The organism is Acinetobacter sp. BZX-2, from assembly GCF_055179795.1.
Genome location: NZ_CM143686.1, coordinates 2,653,278 through 2,675,929, shown reverse-complemented (window position 1 = coordinate 2,675,929; position 22,652 = coordinate 2,653,278). Strand labels below are relative to the sequence as shown.

At 36.2% G+C, this 22,652-nt stretch carries 17 protein-coding genes and 3 pseudogenes; 13 read left to right on the top strand and 7 right to left on the bottom strand.

The genetic code is table 11. The annotated features are described in order from the left end of the window. Positions 1 to 83: 83 nt before the first annotated feature. Positions 84 to 458, bottom strand: coding sequence for a diacylglycerol kinase (locus ACY45D_RS12580; RefSeq protein ID WP_463107046.1), 375 nt, complete (start codon positions 456 to 458; stop codon positions 84 to 86). A gap of 151 nt (positions 459 to 609) precedes the next feature. Beyond that, positions 610 to 1,761, bottom strand: a complete 1,152-nt coding sequence (locus ACY45D_RS12575; protein ID WP_463107045.1) for a glycerophosphodiester phosphodiesterase — start codon at positions 1,759 to 1,761, stop codon at positions 610 to 612. 428 nt (positions 1,762 to 2,189) lie between these two features. Here ACY45D_RS12575 and ACY45D_RS12570 point away from each other — a divergent pair, with 428 nt between their 5' ends. The 3 genes and pseudogenes from ACY45D_RS12570 (at position 2,190) to ACY45D_RS12560 (ending at position 6,284) form a co-directional block, all read left to right on the top strand. Beyond that, a complete protein-coding gene (locus ACY45D_RS12570) occupies positions 2,190 to 5,282 on the top strand; it encodes a multidrug efflux RND transporter permease subunit (protein WP_463107044.1) in 3,093 nt (1,030 codons plus the stop codon). Between the two features lie 181 nt (positions 5,283 to 5,463). Beyond that, positions 5,464 to 5,592, top strand: a pseudogene (locus ACY45D_RS12565) (magnesium transporter); the annotation flags it as partial. Between the two features lie 110 nt (positions 5,593 to 5,702). Beyond that, complete coding sequence (locus ACY45D_RS12560; RefSeq protein ID WP_463107043.1) at positions 5,703 to 6,284, top strand: DUF4112 domain-containing protein; 582 nt, start codon at positions 5,703 to 5,705, stop codon at positions 6,282 to 6,284. A gap of 234 nt (positions 6,285 to 6,518) precedes the next feature. Here ACY45D_RS12560 and htpX read toward each other — a convergent pair whose 3' ends face one another. Both htpX and ACY45D_RS12550 read right to left on the bottom strand, forming a co-directional pair. Continuing rightward, positions 6,519 to 7,424, bottom strand: coding sequence for a protease HtpX (gene htpX / locus ACY45D_RS12555; protein ID WP_463107042.1), 906 nt, complete (start codon positions 7,422 to 7,424; stop codon positions 6,519 to 6,521). A gap of 384 nt (positions 7,425 to 7,808) precedes the next feature. Further along, positions 7,809 to 8,714: a lytic transglycosylase domain-containing protein gene (locus ACY45D_RS12550; protein ID WP_463107041.1), complete on the bottom strand. Its 906-nt coding sequence runs from the start codon at positions 8,712 to 8,714 to the stop codon at positions 7,809 to 7,811. A gap of 494 nt (positions 8,715 to 9,208) precedes the next feature. Here ACY45D_RS12550 and ttcA point away from each other — a divergent pair, with 494 nt between their 5' ends. Both ttcA and ACY45D_RS12540 read left to right on the top strand, forming a co-directional pair. Continuing rightward, entirely contained in the window at positions 9,209 to 10,117 is a 909-nt protein-coding gene (gene ttcA / locus ACY45D_RS12545) for a tRNA 2-thiocytidine(32) synthetase TtcA (RefSeq protein ID WP_463107040.1), read from the top strand. A 219-nt stretch (positions 10,118 to 10,336) separates the two neighbouring features. After that, entirely contained in the window at positions 10,337 to 10,720 is a 384-nt protein-coding gene (locus ACY45D_RS12540) for an SCP2 sterol-binding domain-containing protein (RefSeq protein ID WP_010113929.1), read from the top strand. A gap of 85 nt (positions 10,721 to 10,805) precedes the next feature. On the opposite strand, the gene ACY45D_RS12535 is transcribed toward ACY45D_RS12540, so the two are convergent. After that, positions 10,806 to 11,915: an MltF family protein gene (locus tag ACY45D_RS12535; RefSeq protein ID WP_463107039.1), complete on the bottom strand. Its 1,110-nt coding sequence runs from the start codon at positions 11,913 to 11,915 to the stop codon at positions 10,806 to 10,808. A gap of 588 nt (positions 11,916 to 12,503) precedes the next feature. Here ACY45D_RS12535 and ACY45D_RS12530 point away from each other — a divergent pair. The 6 genes and pseudogenes from ACY45D_RS12530 to ACY45D_RS12505 all read left to right on the top strand — a co-directional run. Next, positions 12,504 to 12,644, top strand: a pseudogene (locus tag ACY45D_RS12530) (transcription elongation factor GreB); the annotation flags it as partial. Positions 12,645 to 12,803: 159 nt separating this feature from the next. Continuing rightward, complete coding sequence (locus ACY45D_RS12525; RefSeq protein ID WP_463107038.1) at positions 12,804 to 14,093, top strand: hypothetical protein; 1,290 nt, start codon at positions 12,804 to 12,806, stop codon at positions 14,091 to 14,093. Positions 14,094 to 14,173: 80 nt separating this feature from the next. Continuing rightward, a pseudogene (locus ACY45D_RS12520) lies at positions 14,174 to 14,528 on the top strand (DNA methyltransferase); the annotation flags it as partial. A gap of 370 nt (positions 14,529 to 14,898) precedes the next feature. Further along, entirely contained in the window at positions 14,899 to 15,576 is a 678-nt protein-coding gene (locus ACY45D_RS12515) for a hypothetical protein (RefSeq protein ID WP_089603615.1), read from the top strand. Positions 15,577 to 15,728: 152 nt separating this feature from the next. Next, positions 15,729 to 15,890: a hypothetical protein gene (locus tag ACY45D_RS12510; RefSeq protein WP_463107037.1), complete on the top strand. Its 162-nt coding sequence runs from the start codon at positions 15,729 to 15,731 to the stop codon at positions 15,888 to 15,890. After that, the gene (locus tag ACY45D_RS12505) at positions 15,869 to 16,294 is read left to right on the top strand and encodes a hypothetical protein (RefSeq protein WP_089603614.1); all 426 of its coding nucleotides are present in this window, start codon (positions 15,869 to 15,871) and stop codon (positions 16,292 to 16,294) included. Before ACY45D_RS12510 ends, ACY45D_RS12505 begins: the two co-directional genes overlap by 22 nt. A gap of 39 nt (positions 16,295 to 16,333) precedes the next feature. Here ACY45D_RS12505 and ACY45D_RS12500 read toward each other — a convergent pair whose 3' ends face one another. Further along, positions 16,334 to 16,840, bottom strand: a complete 507-nt coding sequence (locus ACY45D_RS12500; protein WP_463109430.1) for an IS630 family transposase — start codon at positions 16,838 to 16,840, stop codon at positions 16,334 to 16,336. 20 nt (positions 16,841 to 16,860) lie between these two features. After that, on the bottom strand, positions 16,861 to 17,238 hold the full coding sequence (locus ACY45D_RS12495; protein ID WP_463106851.1) for an IS630 transposase-related protein: 378 nt from the start codon (positions 17,236 to 17,238) through the stop codon (positions 16,861 to 16,863). A 357-nt stretch (positions 17,239 to 17,595) separates the two neighbouring features. Between ACY45D_RS12495 and ACY45D_RS12490 the strand changes: the two genes are divergently transcribed. Together ACY45D_RS12490 and ACY45D_RS12485 are read left to right on the top strand one after the other, a co-directional pair. Next, entirely contained in the window at positions 17,596 to 17,838 is a 243-nt protein-coding gene (locus ACY45D_RS12490; protein WP_463107036.1) for a hypothetical protein, read from the top strand. A 13-nt stretch (positions 17,839 to 17,851) separates the two neighbouring features. Then, on the top strand, positions 17,852 to 22,651 hold the full coding sequence (locus ACY45D_RS12485) for an RHS repeat-associated core domain-containing protein (RefSeq protein WP_463107035.1): 4,800 nt from the start codon (positions 17,852 to 17,854) through the stop codon (positions 22,649 to 22,651). The last annotated feature ends 1 nt before the right edge of the window (position 22,652 follow it).

The following is a 22,652-nucleotide window of genomic DNA, read 5'->3' as shown; positions in this document are numbered from 1 at the left end:
CGAAATGCGCTTCGCAAATCAATTTATACGTCATAAATAAAGTCAGTTTAGCTTTTCAATTTATCTCTAAATCAAGATGATCTTTAGCGTAGTAAAATCAAAGCCCAAGTCACGGCAATGATCGTTAAAGTAACAAATTGAGCCGCACTGCCCATGTCTTTGGCATTCTTGGAAAGTGGATGACGTTCCAAGGAAATACGATCAACCACAGCTTCAAGTGCTGAATTAAACAGTTCAACAATAATCGCCAATAAACATACGCCAATCATTAAAGCTTGTTCAACAGCACTTAAATCTAAGAAAAAGGTGATTGGAATGAGAATAACATTGAGGAAAAGAACTTGACGAAAAGCGGCTTCATTTTGGAAGGCGGCTTTAAAACCAGCCAAAGAATAACCCGTTGCATTGATGATGCGTTTGAAACCAGTCGTACCTTTAAGGGGAGAATAATCACTCATAAATCAATGAAGCTAAATTTTTAAAAAGTGTAATATTTTAAACTTAAATGGGTATTAATTTTAGGCAAAATACATCAAGTTTATAAAAAAATTGGGCAAGTCATTCAATCCCTTGCCCAATCAAAGCGTTTTAAAGAGTAGAAATCAATATTTATTGCGCACTTGGATTCGCTTTCCAATAAGCATCGACTGCTTTACGACCTAGACCCGGATCATCTGTAAATAAGCCATCTACGCCTGCTTTAAAGTACATTTCAAACTCTTTATTTGCACCTGCTTCACAGCGTTTCGAGGCATCTGCTTCAGCGCTACTGCATTTTAGATTTGCGGCAAGGAAGTTGTTCTCAGGACGGAAAGTATAAGGATGAACTTTTAAATTTGCGGCATGTGCATCTGCAACAAAAGAAGAAGGTGCAGTAAAGCTTTCATTGAAAATATAAGGTTTCCATGGGCCTACACCATTGGCATATTTGGCAACGTCTTTTAAGCCTTGTGCTGTTGCCATTTCGCCGTAGGTTGCTTGAATACCTTGAGCAACATAATCCGCAGGGCTAACCGTTTTATCATCATAGAGTTGAATGATTTTGGCATTTTTTAAACTTTTATGTAGTGTCAGCTGATCTTTCATATATTTGAGATTGCTGACCTCAAAAGATTGTAAGTAAATCGGTGCTATGTCACGTGTATATTGATATTTCGCCAGTGTTTTTAATAAAGGATCTTCAAGACCTAAATTGTTTTTTTGAAAATAAGTGGGATGCTTAGTTTCGATATATAAGCCAATAATTTTTCCTGTTTTCTTATAGTTTTTTTCAGCAAGTTCAATAATTTGTTCTAGTGTGGGAATGTTGAATTGGTCATTGTATTTGGTATTTTCAGGGCGAAGTTTTGGAATACGCTCACGTGCTTTAATTTGATTTAATTCACTCAATGTCAAATCCTCGGTAAACCAACCCGTTAATGATGTTCCATCGATGATTTTGGTTTTTTTACGATCTGCAAATTGTGCTAATTCACTGATATTGGTGGTACCCCCAATTTCATTTTCATGACGTGCCACCAGTACACCGTCTTTGGTTGAAACTAAATCGGGTTCAATGAAATCCGCACCATCATCAATCGCTTTTTGGTACGCTTCTAAGGTATGTTCAGGACGTAAAGCACTCGCACCTCGGTGGCCTACAATAATAATTTTCGGTTCTTTATATTCAGGTTTTGAAGTTGTTGTTGAATCATTATTATCGTCATTACAAGCGCTTAAAAGTGCCATGATACTGGTCATTATTAAGGTTTTTTTAATCATTTTCTGCTCAAATTATGGTATTAGTGTTTGCATAAGTGTGAAAAGTTTGATTGACAGAATGATGACATTGTTATGAAGAAATGATGAAATTACAAAAGGTTATTTTTTCTATTTTGTATAATTCTCCATAATTTCTTCATATTTAATGATAAAATTCAGTTTTCTGTTATTTGTTCTTGAGTTTTTCTGCGAACTCACAGAATATCCATAGAAAGAGGTTTTGGGGATGTGGCTAAAATGATCTCGGCCTTGTTTATAAAACTTGCTCATGAAATTTGAAAATAGTCAGCCTAGGCTCATCATTTCCTTGCAAAGTATGCAGTGTATGACTTCAATTTCAGCCGATGAGATAAACCATTGATGAGTTGTTTACGCACCCTGAGTCTTTACGAGATTTATAATATCCATCTGCTACAGAATTTAATCTGATGCTTTCAAAATTTTTTATTCAACGTCCTATTTTTGCCTGCGTACTTGCCATTATCGTCATGGCACTGGGTATTTTCTCCGTTATTCATCTTCCTGTAGAGCGTTATCCCGATATTGCACCGCCAAGAATCACTGTGTCAGCGACATATACAGGTGCAGATGCTGAAACAGTTGAACAAAGTGTAACCCAAGTTTTAGAACAACAGATCAAAGGCATAGACAATCTACTTTATTTTAGTTCGAGTAGTGATTCTTCTGGACGTGCACGAATCAGCATTAGTTTTGAGAATGGAACGGATCCTGATACAGCGCAAGTCCAAGTTCAAAATAGTATTAACAGTGTGATTAGCCGTTTACCTGAAGATGTTCAGCGTCAAGGGGTCAATGTCTATAAATCACTTGGCGATACTTTTATGGTCGTGGGTTTATACGATGAAACGGGGAAAAGCAATAATATTGAATTAGGTGATTATCTCTCTGACCATATTGAGCAAGAACTTTCCCGTATTGATGGTGTCGGGGAAGTTGATGTGTTTGGTTCACAATATGCAATGCGCATTTGGTTAGACCCCAATTTATTACGTCAATACCAACTGATGCCGAGCGATATTCGTGCGGCAATTGAGGCTCAAAATACTCAAGTCGCAGCAGGTGGAATCGGGGATTTACCCGCAGTTGAAGATCAATACTTAAATGCCAAAGTGACCGCAGGTTCGCGTTTAAAAACAGTAGAAGAATTCCGAAATATTATTGTCAAATCCAATGTGGGCGGCAGCTACGTTTATTTAAAAGATGTTGCACGTATAGAATTGGGGGCTGAAAATTATCAATCCTTTAATACCATTAATGGTTTTCCATCATCAGGTATCGGAATTTCTTTATCCTCTGGTGCAAATGCTTTAGCAACCTCAGCTTTGATCAAGGCAGAACTGGCACAAATTTCAGAAAAATTACCACACGGCTATAAGATTGTTTACCCACGAGACAACACGCCTTTTGTGCAAGAATCGATTAAAGAAGTCATCAAAACCTTATTCGAAGCTATCATTCTGGTTGTGATCGTCATGTTTGTTTTTTTACAAAGCTGGCGTGCAACTTTAATCCCAACCATCACTGTTCCTATTGTGATATTGGGAACATTTGCAGTGTTATTTGCCTTGGGAATGAGTGTTAACACACTGACATTGTTTGCTTTGGTCCTTGCGATTGGTCTACTGGTAGATGATGCAATTGTTGTTGTCGAAAATGTCGAACGATTGATGCATGAACGTGGGTTCAGTGCGAAACAAGCTTCTATTGAATCTATGCAAGAAATGACAGGTGCTTTGATCGGAATCACTGTTGTGCTTACCGCTGTGTTTATTCCCATGGCATTTTTCACGGGTTCAACTGGCGTGATTTACCGCCAGTTCTCCATTACCTTAGTTGCAGCAATGGCTTTGTCGCTATTGGTTGCATTGATTTTAACCCCTGCTTTATGCGCGATCATTCTTAAACCAAATCCAAAAACCATGCGTTGGGCAAATAGGTTTAATCAAAAACTTGAACATTTAAAACAAGCTTATTTAAAACTTGTTGCGAAGACTTTGCAGTTTAAGTGGGTCATTTTGGTCATTTTTGTTGGGCTAATCAGTGTTTTTGCACTGATTTATCGGGTATTGCCGACCAGTTTCATACCCAGTGAAGATCAAGGAATGTTAAGCGTGCAATTCCGTCTAGCAGAAGGTGCACCGATTTCTAAGAGCCGAATTGTCGGTGAAGAAATTCGTCAATATTTCCTAGAAAAAGAACAGCAGAATGTCAATATTGTATTGATTCGTTATGGTCGTAACTTCTCTGGAACTGGGCAAAACTTAGGTACAGGCTTTATTGCATTAAAACATTGGGATGAACGTGTAGGCAGTGCCAATTCGGCCCAAGCCATTCGTGAACGTGCAATGAAGTATTTTAGAAATAATAAAAATGCCAATATTACAGTAATGATGCCTTCTTCTGTGAATGGTTTGGGCAATAGCAATAGCATAGAGTTTTGGATTCGAGATATTAACGGCCAAGGTCGAAAATATTTAGATCAGCAATTTGAATTACTCAAAAATGAAGCCGAAAAAGTAAGTACTTTTGAAAACTTAGACAAACAATCTAATCCTGATAAAGCTAAGCTTAAAGTTGATGTCAATCAAAAATTAGCTTTGGCAAATGGTTTATCTCAGTCTGAAATAAACAGCACACTCTCCGCTGCTTGGGGTGGTTCATATATCAATGATTTTATTGACCGTGGTCGAATTAAAAGAGTCATGATGCAAGCGGATGCGGCATTCCGTTCCAAACCCGAAGATTTGCAATATTGGACGGTACGCAATGCACAAAATCAAATGATCCCGTTTAGCAATTTTGCAACAATCAATTGGGATGGTGGGCCTGATGTTGTAAATCGTTTCCAAGGCTATACAGCACTGGAAATGGAAGCAGATGCAGCAAAAAATACCAGTTCTGGTGTGGCAATGCGTGATATTCAAAAGCTGATTGCTCAACATGATGGCATAGATGTAGCGTGGAGTGGTTTGTCTTTTGAAGAACAGAAATCGAGCAGTCAGGCTTTATGGCTCTATTTAATTTCGATTGGATTTATTTTCTTATGTCTTGCTGCGTTATATGAAAGTTGGTCGATTCCGACAGCCGTGATTGCGGCCATTCCGCTTGGTGTCGGTGGTAATATTATTTTCAGTAAACTGATGGGATTTCCAAATGATATTTACTTCCAAATTGCATTACTCACGACAATTGGTTTGTCATGTAAGAATGCAATCTTAATTGTAGAATTTGCTGCAATTGCACAAGAGAAAGGTCAAACCGCAGTTGCTGCTGCATTAGAAGGGGCAGGGCTACGTCTACGTCCTATTTTAATGACCTCATTGGCTTTTGGTGCAGGTGTGATTCCTTTGGTTTTTGCTTTTGGTGCAGGGGCAGCCAGCCGTCAGGAAATTGGTGTGAGTGTACTGGGTGGCGTGGTTTTTGGGACGGTTTTAGTGCTGATTTTTATTCCATTTATGTACGTTCTGATTCGATCATTCTCTAAACCTAAAACCAGTTAAAGCAACAGCCATTTATGCAACTTTAAGTAGAAATTAACTGCAGTTTAAAATCTGTATTATTGAAATATAGACAATTTAGACCGTTTAGTTTGAGCATTTAGACAAAACCTTAAAGTGATTTAAATAGGCTGTTATTTTTATAATGGCCTTTTTATAGATTAATGATGTCTATGTTGAGAGGATGATAAATCGATTAAAACTAGATCCTGCGAGCGCATCGGCACCATTGGTCACATCAATTTGTGATGCAACAGGTGTGGTTGTATATCTTTTTATTGCTTTACTGATATTAGGACAGGGCACAATATGAGATTTAAACGCTTTATTTTGATCACAAAATATTAAAAGTATACACAACACGCTGAATTTATTGGCTATGATGCTTTGAATATAGTGTGATGTTAGAAGATAGACACATCGATGAGTTCAGAAAAAAAATTATCGACTCAAGAAGTCATTAAATTGGAACGTGATTTGGCAAAATTTGCCAATATGATGGATTCCGTAGTTCGCATTCCATTTACTAAGCAAGGCGTTGGTGCAGATGCTGCATTGAGTACTATTCCAGTTGCAGGTGATGCTGCTGGTTTTGTGCTGACATGTTATGCAGTCTATAAAGCCAAACAAATTGGTGTGCCACAAACTAAACTCAATGGGGTCATCAAGCTCGCAGCTGTTGATGCTGTGGTCGGTTTTATTCCTGTGGTTGGCACTGTTTTCGATATTTTTATTCGCCCAAGCCGACGGGCTTTAGACGTTGTGCATGATCATATTCGAGAAGAATATCAAATTCATAGCGATGATCATGTGGTTCATCCATTCCTGCATGAAAAATTAGAGCAGAAGCAACAACAATCTGCATTTTGGCGTAACCCTGTTGTTGCTTGGCTTTGGATTCATATACCCGATATTTTAGGCGCTATTGTATTGGTATTGATCGGTTTTGCGCTTTGGTTTGGGGTGAATATGCTGTGGGATTGGTATCAAAGTTTAACGGTTTAAATAGCATTCTGCTTCGTGACGAAAGCAGGTTGTGTGCTGAAATCTTAGATGTAAATGTGTTTAAGCACTGCGTTGATTACGAACGCTGCTATAAGAATGTTTGAGAATGTATTGTTTACGATTAAAAATCTCAGATAAGTAAAATACTTAAAAAACAAAGCCTCCAATTGGAGGCTTTGTTTTGACTATTTCTGCTTGATCTATTTCTGTATCGATGTGAAATTTTTAGATCAATTACGGTAAATTAAGCTGACGTAGAGCCGCAACACGTTGCTCAATGCTTGGATGGGTATGGAACAATGCCGCCAAGCTAAAACCTTGTTCTTTACCTTCTGCAATCGCAAAAGCCTTCATCTCTTTTGGCATTTGATCTGGCATTTCAGATTCTGCTTGTAAACGTAATAACGCAGAGATCATGGCTTCTTTACCTGCCAATTGTGCGCCTGCTTCATCTGCACGGTATTCACGGTGGCGAGAGAACCACAACACAATCGCTGATGCCAAAATACCAAAGACGATATCCAATACCATGGTAATTGCAAAATAAGCGATACCCGGTGCTTCTCCATCTTGGCGACCAAAAATACTGCGGTCAATAAAGTCACCAACAACACGCGCAAAGAACATCACAAAGGCGTTCACAACACCTTGAATCAACGATAAGGTCACCATATCACCGTTGGCAACGTGACCAATTTCATGGGCCAATACAGCACGTAACTCATCTTGATTCATACGCTCTAACAAACCTGTTGAAACGGATACAAGCGCATCATTTTTGTTCCAACCTGTTGCAAAGGCGTTTGATTGATAAGATGGGAAGATACCCACATCTGGCATTTTAATACCAGCACGTTGTGAAAGTTGTGCAACCTCTTGCAATAACCAAGCTTCAGCTTGGTTACGAGGTGCGTTAGGATCAATTAATTCAGTCCCCGTGGTTTTTAAAGCCATCCATTTAGAAAGGAAAAGCGAGACTAAAGAGCCTGCCATACCAAAGACTAAACAGAACACCATCAGGTTGCCTAAGTTAAGACCGCCAGCGCCGTGATAACTACCAACACCCAATAAAGATAGGATAATGCCAGCTACAACCAGTACCGCGAGGTTGGTTAGCAAAAACAAACCAATCCGCATCATCGAGAAAATCCTCTTCAAAATATAAAATAATTTGATTTATTACTTAGGAGCAATGAACAATCCGTCTTGAAAGCAAATAGTTTTGCTACAGCGTTCATTTCTTTGCAACACATGTTGTTCGTGTTTGCGCAATCTTAGCCTACAATGTAAGCCATTGATAAAATGTTCATAGATCCTATAAATCATGTATCGAATATGAGGTTTCAATAATCAAAATTCAAGAATGATTGGAAAAATCTATACAATATAAAATCAAAATAATTTTAAAATATGAGTCCTATCTTTATAAAAACTAAAAATTATTTTTAAAAATAACAGGAATTATCTCAACAGGAGAAATAAGCAAACTTTGAATCTATTCACTGAGAAAATTTACATCATGCCTTAGTTACCAAAACTAATATGTGCGGTTGCACTGGCATTGGCTGTGGAATAAGAAGATCCAGAAGGTGCATCTGTATAAGTGCCATCAGAAGCGACAATAATTTGTCTAGAACTATATTTTACAGGAGTCACTGTAGGTGTGTTATTCGATAAAGTGTTAGATGTGCTGCTATTCGAATTATTGTTTGTATAGTTATTTGATTGGGCGATGACTTGCCCAGAATTTGAATTATTGCTTGAACTGCTGTTGGCAATACTTAAACCCGTAGAATACAGATTGTTATAGCGACTGGTGACGCGTCTAACATAATCTTGTGTCTCACGGAAAGGCGGAATACCACCATACTTATCGACATTGCCTTCGCCTGCATTGTATGCTGCTAAAGCTAAATTGGTATTGCCATTAAACCGCTTCATTAACCAACTGAGATACTTTGCACCGCCAAAAATATTTTGCTGCGGGTCAAAGGAGTTGGAAACATTAAAACGACGTGCAGTCGCTGGCATGAGTTGCATTAAACCTTGAGCACCGACAGGGGAGCGTGCATTTGAATTAAAGCCAGATTCAGTATGCATAACAGCTTTGATTAAGCCCTCGGAAACACCATGTGTTTGAGCAGCTTGGCGAATAATCGAGTCAAAAGAATTTTTACTTCTACTATAGCTTGGTAAAACAGAAGATTCTGAACTGCCCCAATTGCTATAACTATGAATATTGCTGTCTTTATAATAGGTCACTTTAACTTTTTGCAGTGAACTGTCTGAATTTTTACGGTTGGTCAGTAAAGTTGTGCCATTTTTATCTTTATAGAAATAAATTTGCCCAGCAAAACTTTGCGATGTAAATGAGACCATGCTCATACACCCTAAAATTGATACCAATGAACCCGTAATTAATTTTTTCATTTTTAGTAATTAAAATTTTCCCCAATTCCCTTTTGGAGTTTAGCAAAGTTATTCGATAAGAAAAACTACGATTTGTTTTTTAACAATACAAATAAAAAAAATCAAGTCTTATTTGTTGGCATATTAATCAAAAATTATTTTATATTTTTTTTAAAACATACCTATTGACTATGATAAGTCATTGTTAAATATCATTTAAATAATGTGGTTAAAAAGTGATCAATTTAAAGAAAACGCCCATTCTCCCGTATGAATGCTTTGTCAAGCCCCAAACAATCCACACTTTTATCCACAGGATTTGTGGAAAACTGTGGAAAAGTCCAAATCATAAGCACCTAGGTCAAAAAATGAACTGAGCCGTCTATTTTAGATATGTGAATAAGACAGGAATATGACGAAGAAAAAGATTAATGTAAAAATAAAAATTCTTTAGATGCGATTAAGCAACAAATCAGCTAAAATTGCGCAGAATTTTTATTTGGTAAATCGCGTCTATGTACTCGCCAGTTGAGTCCGAACAAGGATTTAATTTCAAACCAGAACTTCCTACAAGTTCGGCTTACTATCGTCTATTGAAAAAACTTCGTCGTCAGGTCGGTCATGCTATTCGTGACTTTAAAATGATCGAAGAAGGCGACAAGGTCATGGTCTGTGTTTCTGGTGGGAAAGATAGCTATACCTTGTTAGATATTTTGTTGCAATTTAAACGCATTGCACCGATTAATTTTGATGTGGTTGCAGTCAACCTTGATCAGAAGCAACCCGGTTTTCCTGAAGATGTTTTACCGAAATATTTAGAGGAAAATAACATTCCTTATTATATTTTGGAAAAAGACACTTACAGCATCACCAAGCGTTTAACGCCTGAAGGTAAAACATACTGTGCCGTATGTTCGCGCTTACGCCGTGGTTCTTTATATGGTTTTGCACAAGAGATTGGTGCAACGAAAGTTGCTTTGGGACATCATCGTGATGATATTCTGGCAACGTTCTTCTTGAATCTGTTCCATGGCGGTAGCTTGAAGGCCATGCCACCAAAGCTATTGTCATCGGACAAAAAGAATATTCTGATTCGTCCGCTTGCCTATGTAGAAGAGAAAGACATCATTAAATATGCGGAAATTAGACAATTTCCAATTATTCCATGTAATTTGTGTGGTTCTCAGGAAAATCTACAACGTGCAATTTTGAATGACATGTTACGTGATTGGGATAAACAATATCCTAAACGCTTACACAGCATTTTCGGTGCATTACAGAATGTCTCACCATCTCAGTTGGCAGACCGTGACTTATTTGATTTTGAAAAATTGGATGAGGAGCGTGAGTTCGATATGAAGTGTGATACTGAAGACATGAAAAAGCGACTTGACGTTGTTAACTTGAGTTTTTCAGCAGATTAATTTCTAGTCACAATACAATAAACAAAGGCATTCATCTTGATTTGAGTGCCTTTTTTTTATGTAAAGTCAAAAATCCGACAAAAGTTGAACAGCCCGTACAAAAAACTTTAGCCCAAATGGAAATTATCATGCTATAACAATGGGCGAGCAAAACTGCTTCACTATGATGTTGTTGGGATAGACAACACTATAAATGAATAAATAATTTGAGGAATGAACATGCCTGCTTTCTTAACTGATGATTGGTTTGCAAATGTAGAAAAATTGACTGCTGAAGCTGGTGATTTAAATTTACCACCTGCACTTTCAAATTTAGCAATCAACCTTGTTGTTGCTGATGCTGATGGCAATACTGAACTTGCTTTAGATGGCGGAAAAATCCTTAAAGGCGCTTCTGCAAATGCTAAAACGACACTAAATATGGATGCTGAGACACTTCGTAAAGTATTCCTTGAGTTTGATATGGCTGCTGCTATGCAAGCATTCATGACAGGTAAAATCAAAGTTCAAGGTGATATGTCACAATTGATGGCTTTACAAACAGCTAAACCAAGCCAAGAGCAAAAAGATCTTTTCAAACGTGTACTTGAGCAAACTGCTTAATCACGATTGAAACTAAAAAAGCTTACCCATGTGGGTAAGCTTTTTTTATGCAGTCGTCTAAACATTCTCGTTGTTAGCGTTTGGATTAAATCTCTAAAAGACGAGGGGTGGTTTTAATATGTTCTAAGTACGCACGAATACGTGTCACATATTGAACCGCTTGCTTATAGCGACCATTTTTTGCTTGATTACGTGTCAAATAATTATAAAGATTCATCCAATCATTGGGATCTTTACCTTGAGCTTTGATACGCTTTTGAATACTTTCTACAGCACCTGGTCCCATGTTGTAAGCCACAAGTGCATACCAACGACGGTCAGGATTAGAAATATAAGAATAACGGTTGAGCATCATATCGAAATATTTTGCGCCACCCTGAATACTCTGTGCAGGATCGTTACGATTACGTACGCCCATTTCCTTCGCTGTACCATTGGTCAACATCATCAAACCACGAACACCTGTGGGAGAAACAGAGTCAGGTTTAAGATATGATTCTTGATATGCAATTGCAGCAAGCAAGTGCCAATCTATATCATACTGTTCAGCTGAACGTTGGAAACTGGCTTTGTAAATAGGTAAGCGATTACTTAGATCACGTTGGATCACATTCCAATCGTCTTTTTTAACAACATTTCGGTTATAAAATGCCGCAAGTTGCTGAGTAGCACCATTTTGTTTGCTTTGGCAGACGAAACCACTTGCTGTCGCTGTTAACGGATCTTCTGCTTGTTTAAAGACCCAATTCAGTTCGGTATTCAAACCATTCTTTTGCAAACTATTAAAATCACCACAGCTTGCTGAAAATGAAGTTAACTGTTTTGCTTCAATGCTTTGCATACTTGCCGTGGTGATTGCGAAATTGGCCTTGCCTTGCGCAACCATTTTCAAAGCAGTTGCATTATCTGAAACCGTTTGAAAATCTAATTTAACATTTAAGCTTTGTGCATAGTTATGCGCTAAATCATAGCCGAAGCCATGTTTAAATTTTCCATCCTTAAACACGATGCTAGGATTGGAAACCGCGACTACAGTCAATTTACTCGAATTAACTACAGCATTGTATTGATTGGTCTTACTGGCATTAATACTGAAAGGAATTAATGCGGTGGATAAAACTAAAGTTTTGATTGGAAGAGCACGAAAAAATGAGTTAAGGCTAAGCCTCGACCCAGAGGTTGAACTACTGTGCATGTTGTCTCCGCTACAAGTAATTTATTGCCCAAAAAAGTTAAAGCAAAAGAAGCCTAAAACCTTTTACAGTTGGTAAATTCAATAAGGGTGGGCAGTCATGAACGTCATTCAAAAAATGACATGTGGGATTGAAAGCTTTTGCAGAAAAACTACAAAAAAATAAAAGTCAGCTAATAAAACATGTGCGCATAATATAAGCGTTTTTTTAGCTTGTCAAATTTTGTTCAAAAAACAAGCGGTTATAAATATTCAATTCATTGATTTTAAATAATAATTTTTTTTGATTTTTTAAAGAAACTGGTAAGTAATTTATATGAATTTTAATTGTAAGCGAATGTAGCAAATGAAACCGCATTTTAAATGCAAAAAAACTTAATGAGCCTAGATTCTTTTATGATTTTATTTGGGTCTGAGTGAGGAAAATATAGCGTAAAATGGTGAAGTAGATTCTAAAATCAAGCTTGTTTTAAATGATGATTTTTACTGATGCATAATCAAAGAAACAACTAGAATATTTGAGTCAGACTATAGATAATCTTCAGTGTGAAAATAAGATAAGTAGATGTATATTGTGAATGGTTTTGAAAAATGAAATCAAATTTAATTACCCGTAAAGGGCATGATCTGTTGGTCGCAGAGTTACAGCAATTATGGCGTGTAGAACGGCCTGAAATTACTAAAAAGGTAAATTGGGCTGCCAGTTTAGGCGATCGTTCGGAAAATGCTGATGAAACATAATAACCTCATTTTTTATACTATATTGTATTTAATCAATATAAATTATTAACTTATACCTAGTATACATAATAAGTATATATACTATTTTCTAAAATATTTTAAATTAATTGAGTTAGTATTTTTAAAATTGTACGTAAGGAGTTTTGTTAAATGGTGAATAAAGATTATGAACTTGTGACGAATGTAACTTATGAAGATTTTAATATTGAAATGTTGAAAGATTATTGGTCTTTCAAAAATTTCGAAAGTCAAAAATTTACTTACAGTCTTGCTAGCCTATTACGTAAATACGGTATTAAATCGCCAGAGACATTAGAACGTATTGTTAGAAATAGTGGATTTTTAAAATTTAGTGAATTAATGAGTTGTAAAAAGTGCTTTAAAGAATTTAAAGCCTATAAGCGTAAAGATATTAATTATTATAAATGGAATAATTTTTCTGATAAATTAATTTGTCATAACTGTCGTTCATTAATTGCTGATAGACGTACAAAAAAAATTCTAAATACATTTAGAGAGTTTAATACTTCACAAACAATTTCAGAAGTCATTTCACCAATTGAAGAGCTTAAATATTTAGAAAAAATATTTTTATTTGTCCTCCTTACTAAAACAAAAATTGAAAAAAATGGAGTGATCTCATCTCACGTATTAGAGCACTTTAATAATATTGATGTATGTGGAAGCGGAAATTCATTAGATTGTTTTTTAAAAAAAGGTTATCTCTTCAAAACAAGTCAAAATGATGAATTTTTAGAAAACCAAGCTGAATTACGTAATTTGATACTTAAGTATGGACAATATATTAGTGAAGTAATGAAACAGGAAATAAACAACTATCTACGATTGAATTTTAAAAGTAAAATAAAAGTTGTAATTCCTGAAAAATTTGAAGATTTAGAGAGTTGGATTGAAGAGCTTTATCTAGAAATAATAAAAGCTAAACTTTCAATTGACGATTGTATTGAAATTGAAAAATTTATAACCTGTAAGCGCTTAGAAGAAATATATATTTTGCTCGATTATATTTGTGAAATGAAAAGTATACCGATTAAAAAAAATAATGCACTTGAAATTGATTTAATAAGAATGTTGAAAAAATATAATTTAAATGAAATATATAGCGTACTAGATTATCAAGCAAAAATGGCGGCATCTCGCTTATATGAAATTGAGCATTCTAAAAATTGTAATATTTTTCATAAAGATACTATTTTTGCGACGAAAATTTCATTAGCTATTGATTTTTTACAAATGAGAAATGAGAAACCTAAGTATCCCAAACCGCTTTTAGAGAATTGGACATATTCTGAGGTTGAGGTATTTATTAGTTCAACTATCATTAGAAATTGTGAAAAATGGCATAAGTTTACCCCTGATGAAATTTTAGCATTATGGGTTGAATCTGTTGGGATGCAAAACGACGAAGAAAATATTTGAAAAATATTGCCTCAATTGCCCATTGATTGAGGCATTTTTGATAAGATTAAGTCAATTTTTATCTTATATTCAGTTATGTTATGCCTTTACTTGATTGGGTGAACCGAAACCAAGCTGAAGAAACAGCGACCCAAGTTCCATATCATCTTTTAAAATTCGAAAAATCTTATGGTGATGAGAAGCAAGCAAAGATAATCTTATTATTCAAGGGGATAATTTACAGGCTCTCAAAGCACTTTTGCCCCTTTATAGCGGACAAGTGAAGTGTATCTTTATTGACCCACCATACACACGCAATCTGCTTTCGAACACTATGATAACAAGTTTAAATATACTCAATGGCTGTCAATGATGTATCTACGTTTACAATTATTAAAAGAGCTTTTGGCAGAAGATGGTTCTATTTGGATCATTTTAGATGATAATGAAGCGCATTAATTAAAAGCTCTTGTGTGAAAGCACTTTATAAAGTTTCATCTTGTTCCAGCCTTATTTCGTTGATTTATATTAATTCATCTATTTGAAAAAAATAAAGTTTCACCTTTACAGTTCACATTTTTCTTCAATCAGTGCAGATCTAGTAATAAAGTATCACCCTAAACTCATAGACCCAATAACATATTAATTATACTATTATTTCATGCTATGAAAGAATCGCCATAAACTACAAGCTGAGTCAAGTTTGAATATTCTACTAATGGGCTTCATGTGCATACAATAATGTTCTACTAACTTTTAACAATTTTAAGTATCAAGGACAGGTTGTGTACGATGAAAATATTTAATGAAATAAAAGAGATATAATGTGAACATTCAAAGGTTTTTAATTGAAAATCATGGTCCAAATGTTGATGCTTTTAAGATGGCATTGGCTGAGGCAATAAAATTTTCACATTCAAATGGTATTGGCCAAATCACTTTAGTTGTACCTGCCAAAGGTGGTTTTCCTGACACTATAATTGGAGAGTTCTTTGGCGATCGAATTTCTAAGTTATTGTGTAAAGGAGGAGTTGTAGATTTAGGGCATGGAATATCAATGAATCTAGAAATTCCTCGTAATCTTTCTTCGCATAAAAATTTTGGCACTTTACTGGCTACTTACTTATCAGAGGAAGATATGTCCATTATTGATGCTCTAAGAACAGTTCAAGCAATCGTATATTTGCCTTGGCATGAAGAGGAAGGGAAAAAATGGTTAGCATGTTGGAATCCAGTTATCTGGGGGAATTCTTCTTGGATAATTAAACCTCTGACTTTTACGCAAGATGTTGAAGAGGCTTTAAGCCGTTTAACCAAAGTAATAAACTTATCTACAGGGCTAGTACATCCATCTGATAAAGAATTTGCCAAGCGTATATTCCTAAAATTGAAAAATGAAGGACATCAAGTAGAACCTGAAGATGTTAAATTTTGGGCAATTAAAAATGGTTGGCAGGCCAGACATGCAAAAGAATTGGAAAAGTTAGCAACAAAATATTTTTGATAGTGGGGGGTAAGCTGCATAATTAGATTTTGAGTCTAATTTCCAATTACATTTGTAAAAGTTAATCTCTTCATGATGTAGAATAAATCTCACCAGTGAAAGTGACTTTATCCTAATAGCTCTGTTAAAACTCTCTAAGTTTAGTCTTGATTATGAATGAATTATTAAAAAATATTTTAACAGTTTTAAAGGATAAAGGGCCTTTAAAAGCGTCAGAAATTGCAAAGGTTCTTGGAAAAACGAAGAAAGATTTGAACCCAACGCTTTATGCAGCACACATACACCTTGTATTATGGGTAAAGTTTTATATATAGAAGAAATTGGAGGCTCAATTCTTAAACGTGCTCCAACAACCCAAAAATTGCTAAATGAAATTGAAGAAGGTCATCCACTTGATGTACTTATGGTGACTTTTTTACTTTATTCAGAAGCAATTGACCAAAACTATTCAAGGAGGTATTTGATATTGAATTTTGCTGAAAAATATATAAAAAAATTACAACGAAGTACTGAATTAAGATTTACTCAAACTCTTGTATTTGAATTTATTTTAAATTTTTTTACATCATTGGAACAAAAAAATGAACTTAATTTTACTCATAAAGAAGATTATGAAATATATAAAAAGATTACAATGATGAAACCGATAAAATACTCTCAGCATAATGCTTATGATGCAATTAGAGCATTTAATAAAATCAGAGATTTTTATGATTAAAACAAATCAAATTACATATAGCCACATGTAAATTAAAGGCTACATTTCTTTAAATCCAATATCTAAAGCCTCAGAGATAGAAATACTCTGCTGACTTACAATATTTCTGACTTTCCTTTTTAGTACAGACCATGCTTGTTCAATTGGATTTAAATCAGGGCTATATGCAGGAAGATAGGCAATTCGTACATTATACGCTTCCGCAAGCTGTACTATCTCTTTGCCTTTATGAATAGAAGCATTGTCTAGAATCAAAAGATACTTTGACCTAGGTAAATTTTGAAATAAATAATCAAGCCATCCTGTGAATAACTTTCTGTCACATGAACCTTGAAAAACTATTGGTGACAAAAAACTGTATGGGGAATTTGATCTCACGGCACTGAGCATACTTATTCTTTTTCCATGACCACCTGATTTTAAATCTTGACAACGTTTCCCTTTAAATGACCAGCCATATTCTGCTGTCTCAGCACTGTTTATTCCAGATTCATCTACATACAGAATATTTTCCTGACCATATTCACTTTCCCATTGAGGGAGAATCCATTGAAATACCGTTCTGCTTATTTTGCAGGCTTGTCTGTAGAGGAAACTCTTTTTTTATGAGTCCAACCTAATTTATGAAGTGCAGCAAGCACGACATCATAAGTAATCGCATATCCAAACTGAATTTCAAATAAGGCAACTAAGTCTTTTGCCTGTGAAAACTTTGTATTTTCCACGAATACTTTGAATGCCTGCCAATCCTTAATGGATGATGGTCTACCAACATTGACAAGTTTAGGCTGAGCCAGTTGTCCAGTCTGCTGTTCAAGTAGAATCCAGTCATCCAATGTTGTTCGGGCGATGTTGAAAGTCGTGCAGGTATTTGATTTATGGTTGCTCTTTGTGTAGAACTCCATGACTTTCTGACGTAAGTCTTCTGAATATATTTTTGGCATGTAAAAACAGTTTAAAAGAATTTATCTATTGTAGCTCAAAAATATCTTTTTTCTATAACTGATATTTTTATTACTTCATCACTTGAATAAGCTTCAAAAAATTAGACTTAATAACATTTTGAATGGATGGACAAAAACAACAAATGGAAAATACAACCTTTTAAAAATAAAAACGATCAAAGATTGGGATATTGAAGGCGGAGATGTATATGAAGAGAAAAAATCCCGTAGATTGTTAATAACTAGAAAATGAATTATAGTTATCGATAAAATTTGGATTAAATATACAACATCGCTCAAAACTCATAAAGTATTGAAATTAATCAACAATATTATTAAAAATAAGGAAGTATATCGATGATAAAAAATTTCTCAGGTTTAAAAACAGCTGTATTTTGTTGCTGTATTTTTATAACAGGTTGTAAGACAGAACAGGCAACGAATAGTAATGTTGCTGCTGGATATAACGAAGATTTCGGGAAAAATCAGGCTCGGTTGATGAATGAGGTTGCCTTAGAAAAAGCCCCTGTTTCAAATATGCCTGTGGTTGCAGATGGTAAATCACATAACATTTCGACTATGCCAGATACATCAAAATAATAAGGCTAATAAAATGATTAATTTCAATTTTCGTAGTGTTGCGATTCTTTTTATTGCTTATTTTTTATCAATGTCTCAATTAATCTATGCGGCACCTGATGTGGTTGCACAAAATTATGCGGCAGCCAACTCACCGGGTATTCAGTCCTGTACAGCTGGTTATGATCTGATGAGTGGAGATGTTGCTTATCAACAACCGTTAATTTCCAGTAAATTGCCCTATTCGTGGAATTATAAAGCACCGTTACGTTTGAATTTATCAGCAGCTCAAACCTTTGCTCAACCCGAAAACACAACAAGCGGTTGGAGTGATAATTACCAATCATCAATTATTATTCAAAATATAAACTCAAAAACAACTCAATATACAAGTTATTCCACGACACCAGATTCATTCAATCCAGGATATTATTGGCTATATACATCAAATCCAATAACAACAGAATTGTCTGCAAAATTAATTATTGCTAGATTACCTGGTGAAACGATTGATACTGTTTTTAAAGAAGAAAAAGGAGGGTTCTCTAGATTATACTCCGCAGATGCAATCCGTGATATGAATCGTTATTCAATAAATCAACTTTCTTGGAATACTGATTTAGGTGAATATGAATTAAATCGTATAAATGGAAATTTGGTTATTACAAAGAATGGAGTTAAGTATACCATTTCAAGTGATAATTATAGAACAGCCCCAGCGACAACATCTTCTAGTATCCTAAATTTATATATAGATAAAACTGGAAGATTACAAACAACCACAAGTTCTTGGTTAGGTTCTAATGGGGGTGCCAATAGATTTAATAGTATAACCAACGTGGCTCGTTATATAGAGACAACGACAACAACATCTGTAGATTTATATCGTGTTGCACGTATTGAATCTCAGGGACGAAGCCTAGATATGCAATATGATGGCTCAATGAATCTGACACAGGTTACTGATAATTTTAATAATAAATTAATGATTGAGCATACCTTTGATGACCCCAATATTGGTAGTGGGCAGACAATTGATGAATCCCGCCTAGTGACTAAGGTCAGCTATGCTGATGCAGGACAGGAAGTAACTCAGGTTGCTGAGTTTAAATACGAGTCATATGATGTAAAAACTCCCAGTACAGGTATAACAGCGAAAGTTTATGCCTTGGTTGAAAGCAATTCGACAGCAGCAGGACAAACGACCTATGTGAACGCATTAACCGAACTGGGAGCCATGAAAGCTTATGTTGCAAGTAAAGGTAGAACAGCTGACAGTAGTTATTATTATCCTGTTTTAAAACAGGTTAAAAATTCACTTTCTCAGATTGTACGTCAGTGGGATGTAACTCAAAATTATGTTTTAGGCAGTGGAAATACTTATTCTACAGCTCAGACGACATTAAGGTCATTTACACCTGATAATGGAACAGTAGCGGACAATACTACGATATATGATGATATTTCTAAAAGTATCAACCTAAACTTTGCACTGGATGGGATAAGTCGGGCGACCACCACTGTACAGACTACTATCAACTCTGACAAAAGTATTACGTTAACGAATACAGGCTATCCTTGTCTGACATCAAATAAAAAGCCATTAACTTCAGCAACTTTTGATACTGCACGCAGCCGTCTTATTCAGGTGATGGATGTCAATGCTAGTAATACAGTCTACACTTATGATAGTCGCAACCGTCTTACATCCACAACAGAAGCAGCAGATACGCCACTGAGCCGCCTGACAACCTACGTCTATGGATTACTGGCTGATGGCCAGCCTAACCCTTATTCCACACCTGAAACCATACAAACATCTAACCTGAAGATAACCAATGTTTTAAATAACCGTGGGCAAATTATTACTCAGACTGAAAGTTCAACACAAGCCGGCAGTACAAGTAAAGTGACTAATTACAGTTACTATGAAGCAAACCTTACTGGGCTGGGGCTGTTAGTCAATGTCGATGGACCACGTGATAAAATCACTTATGCCTATGATGCGTATGGTAATGTAGCCAATATCTCTAAGGTTGTAAGTGGTATTAGCCGAATAACGCAGTATGTGGGCTTCAATTCATTTGGTCAGCCCGAACGTATTGTCTCGCCAAACGGGATGGTAGAAAAACTAGTCTATAATGTTGATGGTACTGTAAAAAGCAAAACTGTAGGTACAGGTGGTGCATCAGGCACTGTCACCGGGCAAACAACCACTTATGGTTATAATGATCTCAAACAGATGATCAGCCAGACCAGCCCTGATGGTGAAGTCGTCACCTATCAGTATGATGTAGCAGGAAGACGCATACAGTCAGTTTTACCTGACGACACGATTGAGAAATATACCTATCATCCAATTGGAACACAGGAAAGTTATAAAAGGACTGACAGTGCAGGAAATGTCTTCAGTGCAATTTATCAGGATCTGAATTTTCAGGGTCGTACTTACAGAATACGGCAAAGTACAGATGCTGGTCAGTATATGAGCACCTATGGCTATGATAACAATGGAAATCTGATTCAGGCAACCAATACACTTGGGATTACAGAAAAATGGACATATGACCTGCTCAACCGTATAAAAACGCATACTGACGGCAATGGTAATACGGATACCAAAGATTACGATACCAATGACAATGTGATTTCAGCAAAAGATGCACTCAATGCAGGGTCAGCACCTTTGACCTACCGCAACGGCAATGTGCTGGTTCAGGAAAACAATACTGACTTTGGTCAAAAAACCTATACTTATAATAATGCCGATCAACTGACCAGGCGTCTGCATGGAACCCGTCAATGTGACTATAACAACATTGATGAAATTGGTCGTTATACTAATTTTGCCTGCAAGGCTAGCAGCGGTTCCACTGATACTGAGCATCAGGTGAATGACAGCTACACCTATGATCAAAGTCGTTATGGGCGGCTTGACAAGGTAACAACCAGTACAGGTTATGATATTGATACCAGTTACAGTTATGACAGCTATGACCGTATTACCAAAAAGACACAACTCAATTATTTCTATAATACTGGGCAGGCATTGTCCGTAGGTTACAGCTACAGTACAGCAGGAAAACTGACTTCAACAACTTTACCGTCAGGCCGAGTAATTAATTATGGACTTAACCTATCCAAGGGACAGGTGACCAGCATCAGTGTATCGGGTACAGTCATCAGCCGCCTAATCAGCTATAACGGTGGCGGTGATCTTGCTGGCCTGTCTTGGGGTGCATCTGGCAATGCCAGTCAGAAAATAAATTATGATTCAATCGGAAATATCAGTTCTATAAGCAACAGCAATACAGCAGGTAATATCAATTATTCTTTAGCTTATGGACGGGATAGTGAAGGCCGTATTACCAGTCTGACCCGTCATGATGGTACGAGGGATGCTTTTACTTACGATAATGTTGACCGTTTGTTGACTGAAAAGCGGACCAATGGTGCAACCAGTGTCTATGGCATAACATATACCTATGACAGGAATGGCAATCGGACCAGTTTAAGGGCGACAGGAAATCATCTGCAACCAGCCACAAATGCAGACTCTACCTACAATAATAACAGGCTAAACAGCTACAGTAAGGATGGTAATGCCCAATATCTGAGTTACACCCCCATGGGCGATTTAGCCTATGGTACTTATGGTGGAGGTTCTTATGACAATGGCGGCAGGCGTAAAATTGAGCATGGAACTGTTGATTATTACTACATGAATTATAACCATAAAAATGAGCGTAGTTTAAGAACTTCGCCCACGCATGGTGTTCAGGCGACAGCTGTACAGTATGTTTATGATGAAAGCAGTCATTTGATTGGGGAATACAACGCTAGTGGTGTGATTGTTGAATATGTCTGGTTGGGGGATAAGCCTGTTGCTGCTATTTACGGTTCAGGTGCAGCAACTAAAATATATTATATTGTCACAGACCATTTGAATACACCACGTCGTTTGATTGATAGCAGTACATCAACAGTTGTGTGGTCATGGGATTCTACAGCATTTGGATTAGGTGATCCTGTAGAAGTAGGTTCAATAAAATTCAATCTGCGTTTCCCTGGTCAGTATTATGACAAGGAAAGCAAACGGTTCTATAACCATAACCGTTATTATAACCCTGAGCTTGGGCGTTATATGGAGCCTGACCCAATTGGGCTTGAAGGTGGTTTGAATCCGTATGCTTATGCGGGTAGTAATCCTGTCATGAATACGGATAGTACAGGATTGGTGTTAGATATGATGAATGATGGTCAGTTATCAATGATAACAGGTATCAATAATTCATTAAGTAATTCAATTTTAAATCAGCAAATTAGGTATTTGAATAATTCATTAAATAACGGCTCTTCAACATTGTCTAGACTATCAGATAGTGAAATGAGTAATGTAACTGGTGGGGTAGCTCCAGTATTTTATTTTATAGCAGCTGCTGGAGGATTTGTACTTACAGTAGATGGGTTAGTAGACGGTGAACCTCCTCAAGCTAAAGGAGCTAAAGCTGCTGATAAAGCAATTGATTTTTATCGGGGAGCTAGGGATGGAACTAAAGCCGACTTTGTTCCTAGATCAATTGATTTTAAAGTTGATAAAACAAGTGGTTATGTTAAAGATACTAGAGGTGTATCATTGTTCAATAATTCTAATAGTGTAAGGTCAAAAGGATATGTGCCTTACAAAGTTGATCCTAATACATTTCCTAGCCAATTAGGAATTAGACAGGTAGGAAATGATCTTAATCATTTTGAGATAGTGCCGAAACCCGGTGTTAACCTTACGCCTGAACAATATATTAAATTTTGTTCACAGATACAGTGCATTAAATGAG